23 protein-coding genes and 2 pseudogenes are annotated in these 21681 nt (G+C 55.7%); 19 read left to right on the top strand and 6 right to left on the bottom strand.

Annotated elements, in window-relative coordinates:
* Positions 1–65: 65 nt before the first annotated feature.
* The 6 genes from ACQ86N_RS22185 to ACQ86N_RS22160 all read left to right on the top strand — a co-directional run bounded on the left by ACQ86N_RS22185 (position 66) and on the right by ACQ86N_RS22160 (position 3439).
* On the top strand, positions 66–1313 hold the full coding sequence (locus ACQ86N_RS22185; protein ID WP_431217014.1) for a polysaccharide lyase family protein: 1248 nt from the start codon (positions 66–68) through the stop codon (positions 1311–1313).
* Positions 1271–1612, top strand: a complete 342-nt coding sequence (locus tag ACQ86N_RS22180) for a hypothetical protein (RefSeq protein ID WP_431217013.1) — start codon at positions 1271–1273, stop codon at positions 1610–1612. Before ACQ86N_RS22185 ends, ACQ86N_RS22180 begins: the two co-directional genes overlap by 43 nt.
* Positions 1551–2009 carry a hypothetical protein gene (locus ACQ86N_RS22175; RefSeq protein ID WP_431217012.1) on the top strand — a complete coding sequence of 153 codons (459 nt, stop codon included), beginning with the start codon at positions 1551–1553 and terminating at the stop codon, positions 2007–2009. Before ACQ86N_RS22180 ends, ACQ86N_RS22175 begins: the two co-directional genes overlap by 62 nt.
* A gap of 74 nt (positions 2010–2083) precedes the next feature.
* Complete coding sequence (locus ACQ86N_RS22170; RefSeq protein ID WP_431217011.1) at positions 2084–2368, top strand: hypothetical protein; 285 nt, start codon at positions 2084–2086, stop codon at positions 2366–2368.
* Positions 2328–2564 (top strand): hypothetical protein, encoded by a 237-nt coding sequence (locus tag ACQ86N_RS22165; RefSeq protein ID WP_431217010.1) that lies wholly within the window; start codon positions 2328–2330, stop codon positions 2562–2564. Before ACQ86N_RS22170 ends, ACQ86N_RS22165 begins: the two co-directional genes overlap by 41 nt.
* A complete protein-coding gene (locus ACQ86N_RS22160) occupies positions 2564–3439 on the top strand; it encodes a hypothetical protein (RefSeq protein ID WP_431217009.1) in 876 nt (291 codons plus the stop codon). The genes ACQ86N_RS22165 and ACQ86N_RS22160 overlap by 1 nt, the downstream gene beginning before the upstream one ends.
* 34 nt (positions 3440–3473) lie before the next feature.
* Here ACQ86N_RS22160 and ACQ86N_RS22155 read toward each other — a convergent pair whose 3' ends face one another.
* Complete coding sequence (locus ACQ86N_RS22155) at positions 3474–4055, bottom strand: DJ-1/PfpI family protein (protein ID WP_431217008.1); 582 nt, start codon at positions 4053–4055, stop codon at positions 3474–3476.
* 151 nt (positions 4056–4206) lie between these two features.
* On the opposite strand from ACQ86N_RS22155, the gene ACQ86N_RS22150 reads away from it, so the two are divergent.
* The 3 genes from ACQ86N_RS22150 to ACQ86N_RS22140 are packed head-to-tail and all read left to right on the top strand — an operon-like array spanning position 4207 to position 5611.
* Positions 4207–4482 carry an SDR family NAD(P)-dependent oxidoreductase gene (locus ACQ86N_RS22150; protein ID WP_431217007.1) on the top strand — a complete coding sequence of 92 codons (276 nt, stop codon included), beginning with the start codon at positions 4207–4209 and terminating at the stop codon, positions 4480–4482.
* Positions 4391–4960: an SDR family oxidoreductase gene (locus ACQ86N_RS22145; protein ID WP_431217546.1), complete on the top strand. Its 570-nt coding sequence runs from the start codon at positions 4391–4393 to the stop codon at positions 4958–4960. Before ACQ86N_RS22150 ends, ACQ86N_RS22145 begins: the two co-directional genes overlap by 92 nt.
* Before the next feature lie 60 nt (positions 4961–5020).
* On the top strand, positions 5021–5611 hold the full coding sequence (locus ACQ86N_RS22140) for a TetR/AcrR family transcriptional regulator (protein WP_431217006.1): 591 nt from the start codon (positions 5021–5023) through the stop codon (positions 5609–5611).
* Between the two features lie 78 nt (positions 5612–5689).
* Here ACQ86N_RS22140 and ACQ86N_RS22135 read toward each other — a convergent pair whose 3' ends face one another.
* Positions 5690–6028: a VOC family protein gene (locus ACQ86N_RS22135; RefSeq protein ID WP_431217005.1), complete on the bottom strand. Its 339-nt coding sequence runs from the start codon at positions 6026–6028 to the stop codon at positions 5690–5692.
* A gap of 162 nt (positions 6029–6190) precedes the next feature.
* On the opposite strand from ACQ86N_RS22135, the gene ACQ86N_RS22130 reads away from it, so the two are divergent.
* The 5 genes from ACQ86N_RS22130 (at position 6191) to ACQ86N_RS22110 (ending at position 8848) form a co-directional block, all read left to right on the top strand.
* Positions 6191–6844 (top strand): DUF2306 domain-containing protein, encoded by a 654-nt coding sequence (locus ACQ86N_RS22130; protein WP_431217004.1) that lies wholly within the window; start codon positions 6191–6193, stop codon positions 6842–6844.
* Positions 6845–7200: 356 nt separating this feature from the next.
* Positions 7201–7605, top strand: coding sequence for a sensor histidine kinase (locus ACQ86N_RS22125; RefSeq protein ID WP_431217545.1), 405 nt, complete (start codon positions 7201–7203; stop codon positions 7603–7605).
* Entirely contained in the window at positions 7578–7841 is a 264-nt protein-coding gene (locus ACQ86N_RS22120) for a hypothetical protein (RefSeq protein ID WP_431217003.1), read from the top strand. The genes ACQ86N_RS22125 and ACQ86N_RS22120 overlap by 28 nt, the downstream gene beginning before the upstream one ends.
* The gene (locus ACQ86N_RS22115) at positions 7838–8545 is read left to right on the top strand and encodes a LytR/AlgR family response regulator transcription factor (protein WP_431217002.1); all 708 of its coding nucleotides are present in this window, start codon (positions 7838–7840) and stop codon (positions 8543–8545) included. Before ACQ86N_RS22120 ends, ACQ86N_RS22115 begins: the two co-directional genes overlap by 4 nt.
* 138 nt (positions 8546–8683) lie before the next feature.
* Positions 8684–8848 (top strand): hypothetical protein, encoded by a 165-nt coding sequence (locus tag ACQ86N_RS22110; protein WP_431217001.1) that lies wholly within the window; start codon positions 8684–8686, stop codon positions 8846–8848.
* Between the two features lie 5 nt (positions 8849–8853).
* On the opposite strand, the gene ACQ86N_RS22105 is transcribed toward ACQ86N_RS22110, so the two are convergent.
* The gene (locus tag ACQ86N_RS22105; RefSeq protein ID WP_431217000.1) at positions 8854–10113 is read right to left on the bottom strand and encodes an amidase; all 1260 of its coding nucleotides are present in this window, start codon (positions 10111–10113) and stop codon (positions 8854–8856) included.
* Positions 10100–11032 carry a hypothetical protein gene (locus tag ACQ86N_RS22100; protein ID WP_431216999.1) on the bottom strand — a complete coding sequence of 311 codons (933 nt, stop codon included), beginning with the start codon at positions 11030–11032 and terminating at the stop codon, positions 10100–10102. Before ACQ86N_RS22100 ends, ACQ86N_RS22105 begins: the two co-directional genes overlap by 14 nt.
* Before the next feature lie 42 nt (positions 11033–11074).
* Between ACQ86N_RS22100 and ACQ86N_RS22095 the strand changes: the two are divergent.
* From ACQ86N_RS22095 to ACQ86N_RS22085, 3 genes and pseudogenes are all read left to right on the top strand, one after another.
* Positions 11075–12885 (top strand): annotated as a pseudogene (locus ACQ86N_RS22095) (alpha-amylase family glycosyl hydrolase).
* Positions 12886–13011: 126 nt separating this feature from the next.
* Positions 13012–14820: an ABC transporter permease gene (locus ACQ86N_RS22090; protein WP_431216998.1), complete on the top strand. Its 1809-nt coding sequence runs from the start codon at positions 13012–13014 to the stop codon at positions 14818–14820.
* A 14-nt stretch (positions 14821–14834) separates the two neighbouring features.
* On the top strand, positions 14835–15446 hold the full coding sequence (locus ACQ86N_RS22085; protein WP_431216997.1) for an ABC transporter permease: 612 nt from the start codon (positions 14835–14837) through the stop codon (positions 15444–15446).
* A 34-nt stretch (positions 15447–15480) separates the two neighbouring features.
* Here ACQ86N_RS22085 and ACQ86N_RS22080 read toward each other — a convergent pair whose 3' ends face one another.
* Together ACQ86N_RS22080 and ACQ86N_RS22075 are read right to left on the bottom strand one after the other, a co-directional pair.
* Positions 15481–15690, bottom strand: a complete 210-nt coding sequence (locus ACQ86N_RS22080) for a helix-turn-helix transcriptional regulator (protein ID WP_431217544.1) — start codon at positions 15688–15690, stop codon at positions 15481–15483.
* A 52-nt stretch (positions 15691–15742) separates the two neighbouring features.
* Positions 15743–18364: a ligand-binding sensor domain-containing protein gene (locus ACQ86N_RS22075; protein ID WP_431216996.1), complete on the bottom strand. Its 2622-nt coding sequence runs from the start codon at positions 18362–18364 to the stop codon at positions 15743–15745.
* 171 nt (positions 18365–18535) lie between these two features.
* Here ACQ86N_RS22075 and ACQ86N_RS22070 point away from each other — a divergent pair.
* Positions 18536–19225, top strand: a pseudogene (locus ACQ86N_RS22070) (TonB-dependent receptor plug domain-containing protein); the annotation flags it as partial.
* An 836-nt stretch (positions 19226–20061) separates the two neighbouring features.
* Entirely contained in the window at positions 20062–21669 is a 1608-nt protein-coding gene (locus ACQ86N_RS22065; RefSeq protein ID WP_431217543.1) for a SusC/RagA family TonB-linked outer membrane protein, read from the top strand.
* The last annotated feature ends 12 nt before the right edge of the window (positions 21670–21681 follow it).

The following is a 21681-nucleotide window of genomic DNA, read 5'->3' as shown; positions in this document are numbered from 1 at the left end:
ATTGTTCATATGTTCAGACATATAAAAACCAACGGGTCCTGGGAGGCCCTCAAAAAAATTGCCGCATGAATAACAGCGCCCCCTCTATTCGCCTTGTTTTGCTTTTCTCCTGTGTTGTTGGTCTTTCTGCCCGTGTCAGTGCGCAGCAGCTGTTGTGGCAGATCGGGAAGCCGGACAACGGTATTTCGGAGTTCGCTCTTGCGCCTTCGCCGGGTGCGGGTTCCGAGTCTCAATTTGTCAAAGACGGACTCTTTCTCGTTGGAAAATCGGATGCAAAGAAGGACTGGCCTTTTTCGCATCCCGGTCCGAGGGATGCGTGGGCGGGGGCGAAGCCGCATACCTATACCATAGTATTCGGGTTGGAGAATGCGGGTGTGGGTGACAGTTGTACGCTGCATTTCCGTCTGGTGGACGTGGGGCCTTCGTCGGTGAAGCTGGATATCGGGGTCAATGGGCAGGAGTTTGCCCATAGTCTTCCGCAGGGAGCCGGTGAGGGCATATACGGGGATCCGTCGAAGGGCAGGAAGCAGGATTTCGATATCCGATTCCCGGCCAGTCTGCTGAGGAAAGGGAATAATGATATTACGATCACGAATGCGCACGGCAGCTGGATCGTCTATGACTGGATCGGGATGGACGCGGGCGCCGGCAACAAGTTGAAAGGCGTCGAGGCGGGTGTGGATCTGCTGAGTTATACGGCGAGGCCTTTTATCGCCGAGAAAAATGGCCGTGAGTACCAGCCGGCCGAACTGTCGTTCATGAACACGGGGGCGCCGGTATCGGTGAGCGTGGAAGTTGGCGGGATGGATGCCCGGTCGTTCGAAGTGGGCTCCGGGATCCAGTCTGTGGAGGTAATGACACCGGCGGTGAAGGCGGACTCGACCGTTGCGCTGTCGGTGAAGCAGGGGAAAAGGCTGGTGGCGAAGCGGGATATCGGTCTGCGGCCGGTGCGGAGGATCACCGTCTATGTGCTTCCCCATTCACATAACGATATTGGATACACGGAGATACAATCCGCGGTGGAGAACAAGCAGATCAACAACCTGCTGAAAGGGATCGATTTTGCCAGGAGGACGAAGGACTATCCGGAAGGCGCCCGTTTTGTCTGGAACCTGGAAGGAGTCTATGCGGCCGATCTGTTCCTGCAGCGGATGAGCGCGGAGCAGAAGAAGGATTTCTACGCCGCGGTAAAAGACGGGGGTGTGGCGTTGAACGGGATGTATCTGAACACGCTTACCGGTCTGTGCCGGCCGGAGGAAGCTTGCTGCGGTTGTTCGCGCGTGCGACGCAGCTGGGGAAGGAATGCAATGTGAAGGTCGACGCGGCGATGATCAGCGACGTGCCGGGCTATACCTGGGGAACGATCGCGGCGATGTCGCAGGCGGGTATCAAGTATTTCTCGGCTGCACCCAACTATTTTGACCGCATCGGAAATATACTGGTGCAGTGGGAGGACAAGCCATTTTATTGGGTCTCTCCTTCGGGGAAGGAGAAGCTGCTGGTGTGGATACCGTGGAGGGGGTATGCGTTGTCTCACGGGCTGCCAGGGGTTGTCCGAGAGCTTTGCGGCGGACTATATGGACCAGTTGACGAGGGTCAACTATCCCTATGATATCACCTATGTGCGGTGGAGCGGTCACGGGGACAATGCGGAGCCGGAGATCTCGATCAGTGATTTTGTTAAGGATTTCAATACCAAATATACATGGCCGAAGTTTATTATTTCTTCGACCAGCCGGGCGTTCAGCAGTTTTGAAAAGCGATATGGCGACAGGCTGCCGGAGGTCAAGGGGGACTGGACGGGGTACTGGGAGGACGGGGCCGCTTCTTCGGCGCTGCAAACGGGGATGAACAGGAACAGCTCGTCGCGGCTGAGCCAGGCGGAGGCTTTGTATTCGATGCTGCACCCCGCGCGATTCCCGGTAGACAGTTTCCGGAAGGCCTGGCAGCAGGTGATCCTTTATTCGGAGCATACCTGGGGGCGGACTGCAGTATCACGCGGCCGCTGAGTCAGAAGACGAAGGAGCAGTGGGCGATCAAGAAGTCCTATGCGGACAGCGCGCATCTGTTCTCTGAAAGACTGATGAGCGCGGCGCTGCCCGGGACCGCGGGTTCTTCGATCGACGTGTACAATACGAATTCGTGGGCGCGTGGCGGGCTGATCCTGCTGACGCCGCAGCAGTCGGCTGCCGGTGATCTGGTGAAGGACGACAGGGGCGCAGTGGTTGTCTCGCAGCGATTGTCCACTGGTGAGCTGGCTTTTGTGGCTTTGGACGTGAAGCCTTCTCTCCGCCAGAAGGTATACGATCAGCAAGGGGAAAGCCGCGGTGGGCGTCGGGGTCGCTGTTACGGCGAACAGCCTCGATAATGGGGTGGTGAAGGTGGTGGTTGACGAAACGACCGGCGCGATCAAGAGTCTGCGCAATCACTCGATCGACAATAATTTCTCCGACTCGGCTTCGGGGGAGAATCTCAACGACTATCTTTTTCTGCACGGGAACAAGCTGGCCGATCTGCAGCGCAACGGGCCGGTGACGATCAGCGTAAAGGAAAGGGGCCGCTAATGGCGGTACTCTCGATCCGCAGTGAAGCTCCGGGTTGTAACAGTCTGGTCCGGGAGCTGTGTGTTGTCAGGGGTCTGGACTATGTGGAGGTCAAAAATATTTTGGACAAGAAACCGGCCGAACTGGATCCTGTGGACGGCGACTATGCCTGGGCGAATGTAGGAGGGAAGGAGAGCGTGAATTTTGGATTTCCTTTTCATGTGGCGGGAGGGGAGATGAAGATCGATATCCCGATGGCCATCATGCGTCCGGAGGCGGACCAGATAGCGAGTGCGTGTAAGAACTGGCTGGAGGTGGGATCATGGGCCGACGTGTCCAACAAGGATCTGGGGATCACCTCGGGCGAGCCTGGATGCACCGCTGGTAGAAGTGGGGGCATTACGGCGACGCTGCTGGGCGGGCAGACGAATCCTGCGGTATGGAGAAAGACTATCGAGCCGACGCAGAAATTATATTCCTGGGCGATCAACAATCACTGGGAGACCAACTACCGCGCCTATCAGGACGGGATCATCACGTTCCGGTATGCGCTGCGGCCGCATGGGGCGTTTGACCCGGCCGTGGCCGCGCAGTTTGGGACGGGGCTGGCCCAGCCGCTGGTCGTTGCGTCAGGGGGAGGTGCGGCCGGCCAGTCTTTACTGCAGCTAAGCAATAAAGACGTGCTCGTCCAGGCGCTGAAGCCCAGCGACGATGGAAAGGCGTGGATCGTGAGTCTGTTCAATACGAGTCCTTCGGCACAGTCGGTAAGCCTCCAGTGGGCGGCGCCTGTGAAGGGGATGAGCTTCAGCAATACCAGCGAGGAGCCGGGGGCGCCGGTGTCGGGTGATATTACTCTGGCCGCGCAGGACGTAGTCACGCTTCGGATTGAACGATAAGGACGGCCCGTCCCGGGCCGTCGGGAACGATAGACTACAGCTCGATCTTTGTCCCGAGTACTTCGAGGAAGGCGGCGATCCACCGGGGGTGGCCGGGCCATGCCGGTGAGGTAACGAGGTTGCCGTCGACAACGGCCTCTGTCACCGGTACGCTGACGTATTCACCGCCGGCGATGGTGACTTCCGGTCCAACGGCGGGGTAGGCGGTGAGGCGCCGACCCGCTACGACGTTGGCTGCGGTGAGGATCTGGATGCCGTGGCAGACGGCGGCGATGGGTTTGGAGAAGTGATTGAAATGGTGAACGAGATCGATGATCTTCCGGTCGAGGCGCAGGTATTCCGGCGCGCGTCCGCCCGCGATGCAGAGGGCGTCATAGGCGCCGGGGTCTACATCGTCAAAGGTAAAATTGAGTTCGAAGAGGTGGCCGGGTTTTTCGCTATAGGTCTGGGCCCCGTCAAAATCGTGGATCGCTGTCTGTACTTTTTCGCCTTTTTTCTTACCCGGGCAGACGGCGTGCACTTCGTGTCCTACCATTAACAGCATCTGAAAGGGAACCATTGTCTCGTAGTCCTCGGCGTAGTCGCCGGTGAGGAACAGGATCTTCTTTTGCGCCATAGCTAGATGATTTTATGACTCTAAAGTTAGGAAGGAATCCAACGGGCCGCTCAGGGCAATTTGAAGATATTGTAAAATAAATTTGGAACGATCGTTCCGGAATACGTATCTTTGTACGGTAAAACAATGTTCAAACATTAAATGATACAGTATGAGCAATCTTTCGAACAAAGTAGCCGTGGTTACCGGTGGTAACAGCGGCATAGGTTATGCGACGGCCAAAGAACTGATCGGTCTTGGCGCGAAAGTTATTATCACGGGCCGCAACAGGACGGCTGTAGAGAAGGCTGCCGGAGCAGCTAGGGGCGACGGGGCTTGTCGCCGATCAGGGCAGGCTGGGGGATATCAGCCGGCTTGCGGAAGAAGTCAGGGCCGGGGCGGGCAAGATCGATATTCTTTTTCTGAATGCGGGCGTGGCAAGTTTTAGTCCGGTAGAGACGGCTTCCGAAGCCCACTATGACGAGATCATGGACCTCAATGTCAAAGGCGTCTATTTTACCGTTCAGAAATTCCTGCCGCTGCTGAACGACGGGGCGTCGATCATTTTCAATACATCGGTGAATGCGGTGCTGGGCGTGCCGGGGAGCAGTGTATATGCTGCGAGTAAGGCGGCGCTGCTGGCGATCAATAAAGTACTGGCTAAAGAGCTGGCTCCGCGGAAGATCAGGGTCAATGCCGTCTCTCCAGGACCTGTTACTACTCCTTTGTATGACAAGCTGGGGATGAAGCAGGAAGAACTGGAAGGATTCGGGAAGCTTCTGGGTTCCAAGGTATTACTTAGCCGTTTCGGCAATGTCGAAGAAGTGGCGCATGTCGTCAGGTTCCTGGCATCGGATGAAGCCAGCTATGTCACGGGGACGGAAGTGACCGTCGACGGCGGACTTACGGTCAATGCGGTAGTATAGTTTTTGTCCGGAAATGGAACGATCGTTCCATTTCCGGCATTTTTGTATCTTCGTGGTATTATGGCAAGGAAAAAGGAATTTGACGAAAAGACCCTGCTGGACAAAGCGGTCGGGCTTTTCTGGCGGAAGGGCTATAATGCGACGTCCGCGCAGGATCTGGTGGATGAGCTGGGTATCAGCCGGAGCAGTCTGTATGATACCTATACCGACAAGCGCAACCTCTTCAAGGAATCGCTGAGGCAGTACCAGCTGTGCAATACCAGCGTCGTCGTCCGGATGGCTGACGAGTCAGCCGATGCCAGGCAGACCGTCCAGCAGATATTCCAGAACATCATCAAGGAGAGTACGGAGGACGAGTTCAATAGGGGGTGTTTCATGGTTAACACGGCCGTCGAACTTTCCGGTCAGGATAAAGAGATCGGCGAACTGGTCAGTCAGAACAATAAAGGAGTCGAGGACGCGCTGACCCGGCTGGTGAAGAAGGGGCAGGCCGACGGGCAATTCTCCACGAAGAAGACGGCGCGGGCCTTTGCGCGGTATTTGTTCAGCAGCATTTCGGGCTTGCGTGTAGCTGCCCGGTCGGGGGCCGACCGGCGGGTGCTGAACGACATCGCGGATGTCGTACTCTCTACGCTTCTTCAAGGGTCTTAACGTCTATTTTTACCATTTTCATCATGGCCTGCATGACGCGTGCGGCCCTTGCCTTGTCTTTGTCCTGGAGCAGTTCGATCAGTCTTTTGGGAACGACCTGCCGGGACAGTCCGTATTGTCCTTCAGCCATCCGCACTGGCTTGGCGTTCCGCCGGCCAATAGTTTGTCCCAGTAGTAGTCTACCTCTTCCTGATCCTTGCAATCGACCACAAAGGAAACGGCTTCGGTAAATTTGAACATGGGTCCGCCGTTGAGTGCGGTGAAGCTGGTTCCGTCGAGGGTGAAGGCGACGGTCAGTACCGATCCGTTGCTGCGCATCGTCTCGGTGATCTTTGAGTTCCTGAAGATGGAGACATAATAATTGGCGGCTTCCTCGGCCTGGTTATCAAACCACAGAAAGGGATGGATCTTTTGCATAAAATATCGTTTTTGAATTGATGAGTTTGACCCCACAAACCTAGCGGATAAAATTTGCCCGGAGATGGTGCAAAAGCGACATTATGTAGGGTTGATCGCGACAATTGGCGGAGACGTCGCCGGACGGCTTCCGGCGCAGCAGGTTCGTGCTAGCTTTATGGCATGAAAAGAATTTCCAGCTTGCTGCACGTGGTCATGTTTTTCCCGGCTGCCATTGGCGTGGCGATGGTAGTGAGGAGGAGCCTTGCGATCGGGGGTATTGCCACCGGATCGCCGCCATTTCCCGGCGCGGCAGGGTTTGACGCCGATTTTTCCCGGCACCCCTTTATCACCTTCCTGCATATTCTTCCCGGCGCTCTATTTATGCTACTCGCTCCCCTGCAGTTCCTTCCACGGATACGTAACGGTTATCCGCGGTGGCACCGGAGCAGCGGACTGGTGGTGATCGTATGCGGGTATATCATCGGTATATCCGCGCTGTTTATGCCTTTTTTCCTGCATCCGATCGGCGGACTGAACGAGTCGGTGGCCACCAGCTTCTTTGCCGTCTATTTTCTGATTGCGCTGAGTATGGCCTGGCGCGCGATCCGGCGGAGGGATATCGTCCGTCACCGGCAGTGGATGATCCGGATGTTTAGCATCGGTGTGGCCGTCGGGACAATCCGGCCGATCGTGGTGTTGTTCTTCGTATTTTCGGGGCTGCCGCCGCAGATGTTCTTCGGGACAGCATTCTGGCTGGGCTTTTCTCTTCACCTCGTACTGGCCGAATGGTATATAGGTTATAGTAAATTTACACTCCATGAAGTTGGCAATTAAATACTGGTTTATAGCATTGCAGGTGGTGATCTGGGCGGTGATCCTGTCGTTGCCGTTTGTGGTTACTATGGAGAAAGGCAACGGGATCGAAGGTATTCCGGCCCTTTTTCTGACCTATGTGACGATGATCAATATCGCGATCTTTTATCTTCATGCCTACTGGATCTTCCCGGCTTTTTTCAACCGGCGCAGCTGGTGGATCTATATTTTGACGACGATATTTCTGATCGTCGGGTCGTTTCAGCTGAAATGGTATATTCTTTCGGTGGGATATCCGGAGGTGGCAAGAAGAGTGTCCACCTACCGGTTCATCTTCCCTTCGTCCGTGGCCTTTTTTATCATGAGTTTTTTACCGTCTGCTTGTCGACCGTTTTCGGGCGGAGAGGGAACAGAAAGAGCGGCAAGCTACCGAGCTGCTGACCGAGCTGAAGTTTCTGCGGTCGCAGATAAGTCCGCATTTTCTTTTCAATGTCCTGACCAATCTGGTTTCGCTGGCGAGGAAAAAGTCGGACAGTCTGGAGCCTGCGCTGATCAAGCTGTCCGAGCTGCTGCGGTATATGCTGTACGACACGCAGGGGAAAAAAGTGCCACTGCAGACGGAGGTCGAATACCTCAACAACTATCTCGACCTGCAGCGGCTGCGTTTTGGCAATGACGTGGATATCGACAGCCGGATAGAGGCAGATGACGAGGCGATGGCGTATACCATCGAGCCGATGTTGCTGATCCCCTTGTGGAGAATGCCTTCAAGCACGGGGTAGGGTATAGCGGCCGTCCGGGGATCGTGCTGCGGCTGTCGGTCGCCTATAAGACTCTGCGCTTCGAGGTGCGGAATAAGTACGAGCCCGAACCGGCGGAGGCCAAGGACGAGTCGTCCGGTATTGGCCTGGGGAATGTCATGTCGCGGCTGAATCTGCTCTACCGCAATAAATACACGCTGTCAATCAATGACGCGAACGGCGTATTCCACATCGTCTTAACTTTACAACTGTTATGATGTCCTGTCTGGTTATCGACGACGAGCGCCTGGTGCGCGAGCTGCTGGAAGACAATATCCGACAGATACCCTATTTGCGCCTTGCCGGCAGTTGTAAGAACGCGCTGGAGGCGGCGGAGTTCCTGCAGCGGGACCAGGTGGATCTGTTATTTCTCGATATACGGATGCCTCGCATATCGGGCCTGCAGTTGCTGCAGTCCCTTCAGACCCCGCCGCTGGTGATCCTTGTTACTGCTTATGAGCAATATGCGCTGGAGGGGTTCAATCTGAATGTTGTCGACTATTTGCTGAAGCCCTTTGCTTTTGACAGATTTTTGAAGGCCTGCAACAGGGCGCATGACCTGTTGAAATTGCGAGGAAGGGGTGTGGCCGGTGGAGTGGAGGAATTCTTTGTCCACGTCGAGTATACGCTGGTAAAGGTCGTCGTCGCCGATATCGACTATGTCGAAGGCTTAAAGGACTATATCAGGATCCATCTGGCGTCTGCGCCCAGGCCGGTGCTCACGAGGATGAGCATGAAATCCATCGAGGAAAAGCTGCCGGCGGCGGCGTTCATACGCACGCATAAATCCTATCTTGTCGCCACCCGGAGGATCACCGCGATCAAGCGGGATTTTGTGTGTCTGGGACCGGTGGAGATCCCGATAGGGGAGGCCTACAAGCGTAATATCGACCAGATCGTCAACCCGGGATCGAGCCGGTGAGGAAGGCGGGGCGGTTCTTTTCTTCGAGGCTTGCTCGAAGGCATAGGCCATCCGCAGAAGCTCGGGCTCTTTGTACGCGCCGCCGACAAAGGAGAAGCCAACGGGCAGGCCCATGACCATACCCATCGGCACCGTGATATGCGGGTAGCCGGCCATGGCGGCGGGGCCCGAGAAGCCGGATCCCGTGCGGTAGTCGCCGCTGATGAGGTCGATGCAGCAGGCGACGCTGGTGGTGCAGGCGGAGAGTGCGTCCAGCTGGTTCTGCGTCATCAAGTCGTCGATGATGGTACGGGTGGTGAGTAGTTTTTTCAGGGCGTCCTGGTATTCGGCGCTGTCGAGGGCGCCGCGGGTCTGGCTTTTTCGAGCGTCTCCTGTTTGAAATAGGGCATAGCCTTTTTTTCGTTGGCGGAATTGAAGGCGATGACGTCAGCGAGTGTGTGTACGCCTGCGTTAGCAGTCGCCAGGTATTTGTTGAGCCCGTCCTTGAATTCGTACTGCAGGATGACGCCTTCCACGGAGTTGGGGTCGGCGAGCAGCTTGAACAGGTCGACCTCCACGATGGTAGCGCCTTTGGCCTTCAGTGTATTTATCGCTTCCTGGAAGAGGGCCAGGACGCCTTCGTGGCCGCCCGTCAGGAAGGATTTTTCGATCCCGATGCGTTTGCCTTTCAGGCCATCCGCGTCGAGCCAGGCGGTATAGTCGGTTTTTGCTTTCTCTTTACTTTCCAGTGTAACCGGGTCGGTCGGGTCGACGCCGGTCATGGCGCCGAGCAGGATCGCCGCGTCCTTCACGGTGCGCGCCATCGGTCCGGCGGTGTCCTGGGTAGCGGATATGGGGATGATGCCGCTCCTGCTGAGCAGGCCTACGGTGGGTTTGATACCGACGATGCCGTTGATCGAAGAGGGGGAAACCACCGAGCCGTTGGTCTCGGTGCCCACGGCAACGGCGCAGAGGTTGGCGGCTACCGCGGAGCCCGAGCCCGCGCTGGAACCGCTGGGATTGCGGTCGAGGCGGTAGGGATTCTTGGTCTGGCCGCCGCGGCTGCTCCATCCGCTGGTCGAGCGGGTGCTGCGGAAATTGGCCCATTCGCTGAGGTTGGTCTTGCCCAGGATGACGGCGCCGGCCTTTCGGAGCTGTGCAACGATAAATGCGTCCTGTGCCGCGTGGTGGCCGTCGAGCGCCAGCGAGCCGGCCGTTGTCATCATTTTGTCGCCGGTATTGATATTGTCTTTGACCAGTACGGGTATGCCGTGCATCGGGCCGCGAACTTTGCCGGCCTTTCTTTCGGCGTCGAGGCCTTCGGCAATGGACAGGGCGTCGGGGTTGAGTTCGATGACGGCGTTGAGTTCGGGGCCTTTTTTGTCGATGTCCGCGATGCGTTTGAGGTATAGTTTGGTCAGGGATTTGGACGACAACTGTCCGCTCCTCATCTTTTCCTGGAGCTGGTCGATAGTTATTTCGTTGAGTTCGAAGTCGCCGGCTCCTGGGGTATCGGTGGAGGCGAGATTCAGTGTGGCGACGCCCAGGCCTGCCAGCGAGCCGTTCTTTAAAAATTTACGTCTGTCCATTATGCTTTCTTTTTGGCGGTTGGTTTTTGGAGAATGCAGCCGGTTTTTTGGCGGATTCCTGGGTGAGGATGGTCTTCGGGAACTCACTGGTATAGGTGGCGCCCTGTCTCAGCTGGCCTTTTCCGTTGCCCTTTGTCCAGAAGACCGGGGCTATCTGTGTATTGCCCGTTTGTCCGGGGTAGACTACGGTGAAGCGGACGTCGGAGCCGCGGCCGTATCTGTCTCCGCCCACGAGTCCCAGCGGCGTGCCTGCTTCTACCGCCTGACCCGGCCTGACGAAGGCGCCATCTTTTTTGAAGACGCCGTACTGTCCAAAGCTGCAGTCTGCATGGACGATCTCGACGTAGTTCCAGCTGCCGGTGGTGGTGGCTCCTGCGTCGTTCTCGGTATTACTGACGTCAACGGCGGTGACGATGCCGCGGCGGGCTGAAAAGATCGTATCGTCGATATTCATCTTTAGTCTGACGGTGTAGACGCTGTCCTGACCGGTCGTGTGGACCGCGTTGATGCGGAACGCCTGGGACTGGATCCCGGGTCCGATGGGCAGGAGATAGACAAAATCGGGGTTGACCACGGGCTGCATGCAGCCTTTGCGGTTGCTGGCCTTGAAGCCGACCTGTGTGTCGTCGGTCCTGCTGATGGGTGACAGGGTGAAGAGTTGGTTGAACCCGGGTTTGACCTCGGCTTCGAAGGGCACGGGATGGTCGGACTTCAGATTCTTCATTGTCGGGAGTTCGACCCGGAGCACGTATGTGCAAAAAGCCTTGTTGTTGCAGGTGAAATGGTAGTTGCCCTGCTGGTCTGTGGTATAGCTGACGTCGACGACGCGCTGGGCGAAGAGTGGCGGTACGGAGAACAAAAGAAAAAAAGAAAGAAAGCGGTTGATCTCATATGAGGACTTTGTCCCTGAAAAATACAATTATCTGACGGTTTTTTTGTAAATTCATTTGAACCTTAACCCATGAGCCAGAGTCTCGATGCTATCAATTTCACGCAGCTAACGCAGCGAAGCTATACGCCTTCCCCTTCCGCGTGGGAGGACCAAATTCTTTATTTTCTTTTGCTCGACCGTTTCTCGGACAACAACGAGGCGGGTTTCGATCCGGCCGGCACCGTTCCATTGTATACTTCTTCCGACAACGGGAATGCCATCCAAACGCCGGCTGATGCGCTGGCCTGGCGTTCCGCGGGACAGGCGTGGACGGGCGGCAATCTGAGAGGTGTGGTCTCCAAGCTGCCCTATCTGGCCGATATGGGGGTCACCGCGCTATGGATAAGTCCGGTTTTCAAGCAGGTCGCTTTTCAGCCTACCTATCATGGTTATGGGATACAGGATTTTTGGAAGTGGACAGCCATTTTGGTTCGCTGGCCGACCTGCGGGAGCTGGTGGACAAGGCGCACGCGCTTGGCATTTCGGTGATCCTCGACATCGTGGTCAACCACAGCGGGGATGTGTTCAGCTATGTGGCCGAAGATCCGGTGTGGACCGGGCAGCGCTATCCGGTGAAAGGTTTTAACGATCTCCGCGGGCAGCCTGATATTGCTTTTGAGGCCGGGGTTGCGTCGGGACCTGATGACGCGGTCTGGCCGGTTGAGTTTCGGGATCCGGCAGTTTTTACGCAGGAAGGGGAGATCGTCAACTGGGACGCCAGTCCGGAGTTTCTGGACGGGGATTTCTTTAGTCTGAAGGATATACATCTGGGTGAGGGTCCGGTCGACGGCTGGGTTGCTTCGGCTGGTCTGTCGAATCTGATAGAAGTCTACAAATACTGGATGGCGGTGCTCGACATCGACGGCTACCGTATCGATACGGTCAAGCATATGGAAGATGGCGCTGTGCGGCTGTTTGCTTCGGCGATGCATGAGTTTGCGCAACTGATAGGCAAGGACCGGTTCCTGCTGATCGGAGAGATCACAGGTTCACGCGACGACGCGATGCGTAAGCTGCAGGTCACCGGTCTCGATTCGGCGCTGGGCATCGCGGACGTGCAGGAAGCGCTTTCGGACATGGTTAAGGGTAAGGCGGCGCCGGAGACCTATTTTTCGCTGTTCCGCAATTCCATCCTGATCGGGAAGGGGACGCATACATGGCTGCGAAATAAGGTGGTGGTCATGCTCGACGACCACGACAAGATCATTCAGGGGAGTAACAAGAGTCGTTTTTGCGCTTTCGACCAGGGCGACAGGCTGATCGTCGCCGCGCTGGCTGTCAATCTGATGACGCTCGGTATACCCTGTATCTACTATGGCAGCGAGCAGCGGTTCGACGGCAGCGGCGGGGGAGACGGCAGCGATGAATACATCCGGGAAGATATGTTTGGTGGAGCATTCGGCGCATTTCGCAGCAGGGGCGTTCATTTCTTCGACGTGGCGGGTGAGGTGTACGGTGCCGTGGCGGCTATCGCGGCAGTCCGCCGGAAATATGTGACGCTCCGCCGGGGAAGGCAATATCTGCGCGAGATCTCGGGAGACGGTGTAAGTTTTGGCCCGCCGTCCTATATGGGTGGTTCCAACCGGTTGCTGTCGGTAATCGCGTGGTCGAGGATCCTGGACGAGGAGGAGATCGTGCTGGCGATCAATACCGACGTTACCCGCGAGCTGAGCGCCTGGGTGACGATCGACAATGGCCTCAGTCGGGTCGGGGATGTCTTTGCCTGTATCTATCCTTCCGCGCCTTTAGTGCCGGAGGCTATTGTCGAGGGGAGGAATGGAAAGGCCATGCTGATCCGGGTACCTCCGGCGGGGTTTGTGGCCTACAGGAGGCAGGGGTAGTGTTACGGGGGCGTTCAGCGTCTGTCCGAAATCGGACAGTTGTGTTCTTTCATCGGGTGTAGTTAATTGTGGGTTAGTTGGTTAGCTAGTGGCATAGGCCTTGTTCCATAATTCTAAACGACTCCCATGTTTAAGAATTACCTTGTCACTGCCTGGCGTAACTTAAGGAAGAATAAAGTTTTTTCCTTCATCAATATCTTCGGTCTGGCGATCGGTATGGCTGTCTGTCTGCTGATCCTGCAGTATGTCAATTTCGAGCTCTCCTTCGACCAGTTCAATAAAAATATCGCCGATATATACAGGGTTGCAAACGACCGGTATCAGAACGGCAAGCTGGTGCAGCACGGTACGATCACCTATTCCGCGATCGGCAAGGCGATGCAGGACGATTTCCCGGAGGTAGCCGATCACGCGCGGGTGATGCCATATGGGACTGGGAACGTCGTTGCGGGCTATGGGGACAAGAAGGTCGGTGATCTGTACGCGGTTGCTGTCGACAACAGCTTCCTCTCTATGTTCACCTATCCATTTCTTGCCGGGGACGTGCAGTCGGCGTTGAAGGAGCCCTATTCCACGGTGCTGACGGCGGCGACTGCGGACAAGATCTTTGGCGATCAGAAGGGGGACTATTCGGGACTGGTGGGTCAGCAGTTCGTTTTCAACAAGGATAGTATGCCCTATAAGGTGACGGGAGTTATGGCAAACTTTCCGGAAAATTCGCACCTGCAGTTCGATATGCTGGTGTCGTATGTCACGCTGTATTCCGGCAGGTTTCCCTACCGGCAGGCGGACTATGAGTGGACTGACTCGGACTTCTGGCACTATATCCGGCTGAAGCACGGGACGGACTACAGGGCGCTGGAGGCGAAATTTGATGCGTTCAGTCAGCGGCATTTCCAGGGGAATAAGGTATCCGGCAGCGTAGAGAAGTTTCATCTGCAGCCGCTGGCGAGGGCGCATCTTTATTCCGACTACGAGTACGAGATCGGCATGACGGGGAGCGCGACGGTGGTCTGGGGACTGTTCATCATTGCCGTTTTTGTGATCGCGATCGCGTGGGTCAACTATATCAATCTGTCCACGGCGCGGTCGGTGGAGCGGGCAAAGGAAGTAGGGGTGAGAAAGGTCACGGGGGCGACGCGGGGCGAGCTGATCCGGCAATTCCTGGTAGAGTCGCTGATCGTCAACCTGCTGGCCTTCGTCATTGCGATATGCCTTGTACTGCTGACCCAACAGGCGTTTAACCAGCTGATCCAGACGAAGCTGTCGATGGCGAATCTTTTTACGAGGAGCTCGGGCGGGTATGCTTTAGCGATAGGTCTGGGGGGGCTGCTGCTGGCGGGTATATTCGTCTCCGCCTTCTATCCGGCATTTGTATTGTCGTCTTTCCGGCCGATCATGGTGCTGAAGGGGAAGTTCCGCGCTTCGAAAAAAGGAGTGGTGCTGCGCAAGGGGCTTGTCATCGGACAGTTTGCGGTCACCATCCTGCTGATCATCGGGTCGGTGGTGGTATACCGTCAAATCCGGTATATGAGCGGTCAGGAGCTGGGGATCAATATCGATCATATTGTGGCTGTAAAGCCGCCGAGGATGACGGATTTCGATTCCAGTTTTATACAGCGGGAGGAAAGTTTCAAGAATGAGATCAAGCAGCTGACCGGTGTGGCCGGGGCCGCAACGGCGAACCGGCTGGCGGGAAGAGAGATGTCCAGGACTTTCAATATCCACCGCGCCGAAGACAACAGCGGGGATCATTATACCCTCCGAAATATGGGCGTTGACTATGATTTTATCGATCTGTACGGACTGAGGGTAATTGCGGGGCGGAAGTTCAGGCAGTCGGACTATGATCCCAGATATGAGAACCTGCACAGTGTCGTCCTTACGGCAAGCGCCACGAAAATGCTGGGTTACGCCAATGCCAGGACGCCATAGGCAGGCAGATCGTGATGTATGACAAGAAATGGGATGTGGTCGGTGTTGTCAACGATTTTCATCAAAAGTCGCTGCGTTATGCCATGGAGCCTACGGTCCTTCAGCCATTCTTCTCTCCCGGCAACTGGATCTCGGTCAAGCTGAATACGGGCAATGTGCGGGCGACGATGGAGGCCGTGAAGCGGAAATACGAGGCTTTCTTCCCCGGCAATCCGTTCGACTATTTCTTTTTGGACGAAAGTTATAACCGTCAATACAAGAACGACCAGCTGTTCGGCAAGGCCTTTGCGCTGTTCGCGGGCTTTGCCATCCTGATCGCCTGTCTGGGGCTGCTGGGGCTGGCCTTGTTCGGGACGTCGCAGCGGATCAGGGAGATTGGGGTGCGCAAGGTGCTGGGGGCTTCGGTGACCAATATCGTCCTGCTGCTGTCGAAGGATTTTGTCATACTCATCGGGTTTGCGTTTTTGATCGCCGCGCCCGTGGCTCTGGTGGATCATGCACCTGTGGCTGCAGGATTTCGCGTACAGGATACCGTTAAGCCCGTGGATCTTTGCGGCGGCGGGCGTGATGGCCACGCTGATAGCGCTGATCACGATCAGCTTGGCAGGCGATCAGGGCCGCTTTGACCAGTCCGGTGAAGAGTCTGAGGTCGGGAGTAGATCAGGTGATCGTATTCAGGAAATCGTTGAGGGACTGCTGGCGGCTCAGCTGGAATTTCTTCCGCAGGCGGTAGCGGCTGATGTCTACGCCGCGAACCGATATATTCATCAGCTGGGCTATCTCCTTAGTCGAGAGGTTTAGTTGCAGGTATGCGCAGACCTTGAGGTCAGAATTGGTGAGGTTGGGGAACCTGGCCTTTAGCTTTTTCAGGAAATCATTGTTGATCTCGTTGAAATGGGAGGCGAACTGGTCCCAGTTGGACTTACTTTTCTCCAGCTTCGCTGACCAGATGCAGGGCGCTTTTGACGTCGTGGTTATGCCCTGTCTTTTTGTACAGGGACTGCAGTTCTTCCTTTACTCTTGCCAGCGCGTCCTCTCTTTCCACCAGGTGCATGCTGGCATTGGCCAGTTCTTGTCGCTTGAGGGCTACGTCGGCCTCCAGCTTTTCATTTTGCAGCTTGATGATCTCCTTTTCATTTTTTTCGATCTCGAGGTTGTGCAGGGCAATGATCTGCTGCTGTCTCTCTTCGTATTTAATTCGCTGGAGGTCGAGACTTCGCCGCTGCCAGCGGCTGATGGCGTAGAGGATCAGCAGGAAGAGCAGGCCATAGGCCATATAGGCCCATACCGTCTTGTAGAAGGGCGGGTTGATGACAAAGGACCAGACGGCGGGGATGGATTCTGTGGCCAGATTGTCGTGTGCTTTTACGAGGAAGCTGTACCGGCCTTCGGGGAGATTGGTGTAGTCTTTTTCCGTATGGGTGGACCAGGAGCTCCGGGACTTATCGTATCCTTCGAGTTTGTAGCTGTATTCGATATTGCTCTGCAGGCTGTAGGCCGGCGAGCTGTACTCGAAGTGGAAGCCGTTGTCGCGGTTGGCGAAAGTCGGCGGCCCGGCGGCCGCTGAGCTTTGTGCTGCCGCATAACCGCCGAAGATGCTGCTGTCGGAGTTGAGTTTTACGCCGCCGATGCGCACCGTCAGCGTCCGCGAGGTGCTGATATATTTTTTGTAGTTGAGGTGGATCAGGCCTTTTTCGCTGGCGATAAAGATATTCTCGTCGTTGTAGGGATAGATATTCTCGAAGCCCGAGAGGATCTGTCCTTTCAGTTCGGGGAACCAGGTGGTCGTAAAATGCCGGTCGTCGGGGTGGTCGGTATAGTGTACCACGCCCAGGGATTTGCCGCTGCAGAACCAGATGTTCCCGGCCAGGTCTTCGTTGAGGTATCTCAGTTCCATGGCGCCGAAGACGGGTTCGAGGAAGGCTGACCGGATAAATCTGTTGGAGGCATAGTCGAATTCGTAGGCTCCTTTTTCCGTCGCGAAGACGACCCTGTTCTTTATCCGGAAGACCTGGTTGTTCAGGGAGGAGGGTAGTCCGTCCTTGTCGGTATAGAGCCTGGCGCTATAGCTGTTTTGGTCGGAGGCGACGTCCAGGCGGTAGATCCCGCGGTAGGGGTGGGATGCCCAGAGGGTATTGTTGTTGTCGATGGCCAGGTATCGGAAGGATTCGTAGAGCCCTTTCAGATTGCCGGCGTTGACGAAATGGTCCTTTTGGAAGTCCAGCAGTTTGAGCCCGGTATAGGTACCGGTAATGACATAGTGGGAGGGGATGACTTCGCTGGTCGGGACGAAGAGCCGGGAAGCTTCCGGCGCCAGGGAGGTTGCCTGGTTGCCGGTGATGGAGAAAGTGCCGCCGTTGTGGCCCATGAGGAGTTGCTGGTTGACCTCGTCGATGCGCCAGACCTGGCCTTTGCTGTTGCCGATAAGGCGGAACTGTCCTTTGGAGAAGCTGAGGTCGTTGTTGTCCGTTGCGAGCGGAGTGACGTAGGCGCCGTCGGAAGTGCCGATATAGAGACGCCGGTCGAAGATCCGGGAAGAAAAACCCGAAAGGTCGTCGGTGATGCCCGGCTGGATATATTTAATGGCGGAATTGTAGGCGATGAAACTGATGCCGTTGTTGAGTCCGGCCCAGAGGTTGCCGTCGCGGTCCAGAAAAAGACAAAGAACGCTGTTGTTCTGCAGCCCTTCGGTGCGGGATATGCGCTGGATGATCCGGCCTCTGGCATCCATGATCAGACAGCCTTCCGAAGTGGTACCGGCGACAAATTCGTTCTTATTGAGGCGGGCGGATTTGTAGACGTCGGTATTGACCGGTTCTATCTCCGGGTGAGGGATAGGGGCCGAGATCGAGTCCTCTTTTATCCAGTAGAATTTCTTGCTGATCGTGGAGACCAGGAGGCTGTCCTTCCCCATGGCGGAAACGCCGGAGATCAGCTCGTTCCGGAGTGCCAGGCAGTTCTTCATCGGCACCCATTCGTTGTTCCGGTAGGTCAGCAGGCCGTTGTCACGGTCCTGGGCGAGCAGGACATTGTCCGCCTGAACGAGAAATTGCCACTGGGACTGGGGAAGGAAGACGCGGATAATATTGTTCTTCAGTTCGAAAATGCGGTCGGTTGCCTGGAAGAAGACCGATCCGTTGAAGATCTCGATATGCCAGATGTCGGCGAAACTCTTGTTGCCGCGGGGCAGGAGACCGGTGAGAGAGACGTATTGGAGATATCCTTTGGTGTCGGCCTGGAAATAGCCGAGCTCTCCCTGTCCGCCCGCATAGATACGGTCGTTCCTGTCGATGGCAATCGAACGGAGGATGGTGGCATTGGGGAGTGGGTAGTTCTTCCACCAGGTGCCGTCGTAGCAAATGAGTCCTTCGTTGTTGGCGAAATACATCAACCCTTTGTGGTCCTGTTTGATATCCCATGTCTGGGAGCCGCCGTGAAAATCGTTCTTACCGTAGTTGATAATGAGGGGAAGACCGATGGTATTTTGCCCTGCAGCACTACTGCAGACCGCAAAGATCAGCGTCCAAATGGCAAGGGGTTTCATATTAGAAAGATAGTACTTCCGGATGAAGTATTCTTGTAGTAGTTGAGTGTTGTTGATTATCAGCTGTTTAAGGTTTTGTGTGGTATTCGCGTAGTAGCGGTTTTGTTGGAATTGGATGCGTGCAGCTATAGTTTTATGCCCGGGCTTTCAGGAGTCCTTTACTAAAACTAAATGCTTGCGCATATGAAAAAAATTGTCAATTGGATGATTGCATCCGCCCTGATATTATTGCTACCGCTAATATCACTGGCGCAGAACCGGGTCCTTTCCGGTGTAGTCATCAATGAAAAGGGGGATCCCCTTTCCGGCGCTTCGGTACTTTTGAAGGGCAGCAGCCGGGGTGTCACAACGAACGAAAAAGGGGAATTCAGGCTTTCCCTGCCGGCGACGGTCAGTGGTCAGACCCTCGTCATTTCCTATCTTAATTATGTTCCCAAAGACGTCACTGCCGGGGATGGGCCGATCCGGGTCGTGCTGACGGCCGAGGCGGCGAACCTGAGCGACGTCGTCGTTGTAGGCTACGGTACGCAGAAGATCACCAAGGTCTCGGGGGCTATCGGCGTTATCCGAAGTGCCGAGATCCAGAAGGTGAACGCCATCCGGGTAGAAGACGCTATCCAGGGCAGGGCTTCGGGTGTGACCGTTATCCAGAGTGGCTCTCCTGGCGCCAAGCCGACAGTGCTGGTCCGGGGTATTGCCTCTTATGGCGGTACCGATCCGCTGATCATCGTGGATGGCGTAGTCCAGAGCCTGAATGATTTCAATTCCATCAACCCGGCCGACGTCGAGAGCATCACCGTTCTGAAAGATGCGGCGACTACGGCTATTTATGGGGTAAAGGGTGGAAATGGCGTCATCGTGGTCACCACAAAGTCGGGGCGGAGGAATCAAAAGGTCCAGATCAGCCTGGCCAGCAACTACGGCTGGCAGGAGGCGGCGAGGGAGATCGGGGTGTTGAATGCCACGGAGTACGGGGCGATCGTCAATGAGGGCAGTACGGTATCCGGTGGAGGGGTTATTTTTTCCGACCTGAGCAAGCTGGGCGTCGGGACCAACTGGCAGGACCAGATATTCAGAAGAGCGCCGATCATGTCGCATTCGGTGACGGCCGCGGGTGGCAGCGATAAGATGGCGTATTTTCTTTCGGCGGGCTACAGCGACCAGGCGGGTATCGTAGGGGGGATGGACAAGTCCGATTTCCGCCGCGGCAATTTCACCGCCAACCTGGATTTTCAGCTGGCGCCAAAACTGAAATTCATCGTCAATGCCACGGGCGTGGTGCTGAGTTCGAAGGGGGTGAAGGAGAATGCGTTCAACAGTATCCTCGGGGAGGCGCTGAATTACGATCCGACCGTGCCGGTACTGAACACTGTCCCCGGAGCTGTAGGGAAATACGGGTTCAGCAATCTTTTGCTCGCGGAAGTGCACAATCCGCTGACCGAGCTGCAGAATACCTATAATAAGAACACAGGGAACAAGTTGTATGGAAAATTCGAGTTTCAGTATGACGTTGTGAAGGGGCTGAAGCTCACCAGCCGGTTTGGCTATACGAAATACGACGACAATGGGAAGGGTTTTACGCCGCTGATCTTTTACGGTATCAACAACGTCGACAACTCGATGAATGGGGACGGCAGCACCGTGACCGGCAAGCACAACAGCGTGTCTTCCACGCGGAACAGTAATTTCAACTACACCTGGAGAGTTTTGCCAACTATAGTCATTCGATCGCGCAGGACCACCATTTCGACCTGGTCGGAGGTATGTCCGTTGCCAAGACCTCGGGTAACCAGATCGGTGCGAGCAAGCAGGACGTGCCGTTCAATTCCTGGACCTTTGCGGACGTTTCGGCGGCGACGGGGGTGAATACCGCGGACAATACCAGCGCCAACTCGGGTTATTATTATGAGTACATCGGTGGCAAGAACGTTTCCTTTTTTGGCCGGCTGAACTATGACTACAGGGACAAATATCTTTTGTCGGGCAGCGGCAGGAGGGATGGGTCCTATTCGTTCGGCGCTGACAAACAGTGGGGCTGGTTCTATTCCGTGTCGGCGGGCTGGGTCGTTTCGAAAGAAGATTTTTTCCATAGCGATATTGTCGACCTGTTAAAGATCAGGGGCAGTTATGGTACTACGGGGAATGACAACAATACGCAGCCGCTGAGCCCCGGCATCAGCACGGGCGGTCCCTACAGTACGATCGGCAACAGCAATGGGTATAATTTCAACGGGGTATTCTATCCCGGTTCGACGCTGAGTTCGCAGCTAAACCCGAATCTGGGCTGGGAGACGCAAAAGCAGCTGAATGCGGGGTTTGACCTTTCTATCCTGCGGGGCAAGCTGAGTCTTTCGGGGGACTATTTTAAGAAGGACGTAGCCAATCTGCTGTTTACCCCGACGCAGTCGCTCTATCTGGGGACGATCCCGCCGCCGCCGGCGAATGTCGGGACCATTACGAGCAAGGGTTTTGACGCGACGCTTAGCTATAGCGACCATATCGGCAAAGATTTTGGCATCAGTACTTCGCTGACCTTTACGAAGGCAACCAATCTTGTGAAGTCGACGAACCAGGGGAATACGGCCCGTATCGTCGGTGGATCTTACTTCAACGGGCAATCGCAGACGGTGACCGTCTTTGAAGCGGGTCAGGCGCCGGGATATTTCTATGGCTATAAGACAGACGGGTTATTCCAGACGCAGGGCGACGTGACCAAGTCGGCTACGCAGGCCAACGCTCAGCCGGGGGATATCCGTTATGCGGACGTGAATAAGGACGGCGTCATCGACAGCAAGGACGAGACGAAGATCGGCAATCCTTTTCCGAAGTTTACGATGGGGTGGACCCTGAATCTGGAATGGAAGGGATTTGACCTTTCAACCTTCCTCTATGCTTCTGCGGGCAATGATATCTATCGGGCCTACGAGCGGAATGCCAACTATACCAATAAATTCAGGAATATACTCGCGCGATGGACGGGCGCCGGGTCGACGAATGATGCGAAGAATCCCCGTTACTCTTTTACCGACGCCAATAACAATGCGAGGGTCTCGGACAGGTATGTGGAAGACGGTTCTTATCTGAAGATAAAGAACGTGCAGCTGGGGTATACGCTGCCGGCGGCGGTCACGCACGGTGCTATCCAGCGGATAAGGCTGTACCTGCAGGTCAAGAATGCCTATACGCTGACGAAGTACCAGGGTTTCGATCCCGAGATCTCCGGCGGCATTCTGGGCTCCGGCGTCGATCTTGCTGCCTATCCGCAGTCGAGGATCTATTCGGCGGGCATCGACGTAAAATTCTAATCAAAAAAATGA

The sequence above is a fragment of the Puia sp. P3 genome (genome assembly GCF_050632245.1).
Taxonomy (GTDB): Bacteria; Bacteroidota; Bacteroidia; order Chitinophagales; family Chitinophagaceae; genus Puia.
This window is presented reverse-complemented; position numbering and strand designations above follow the sequence as displayed.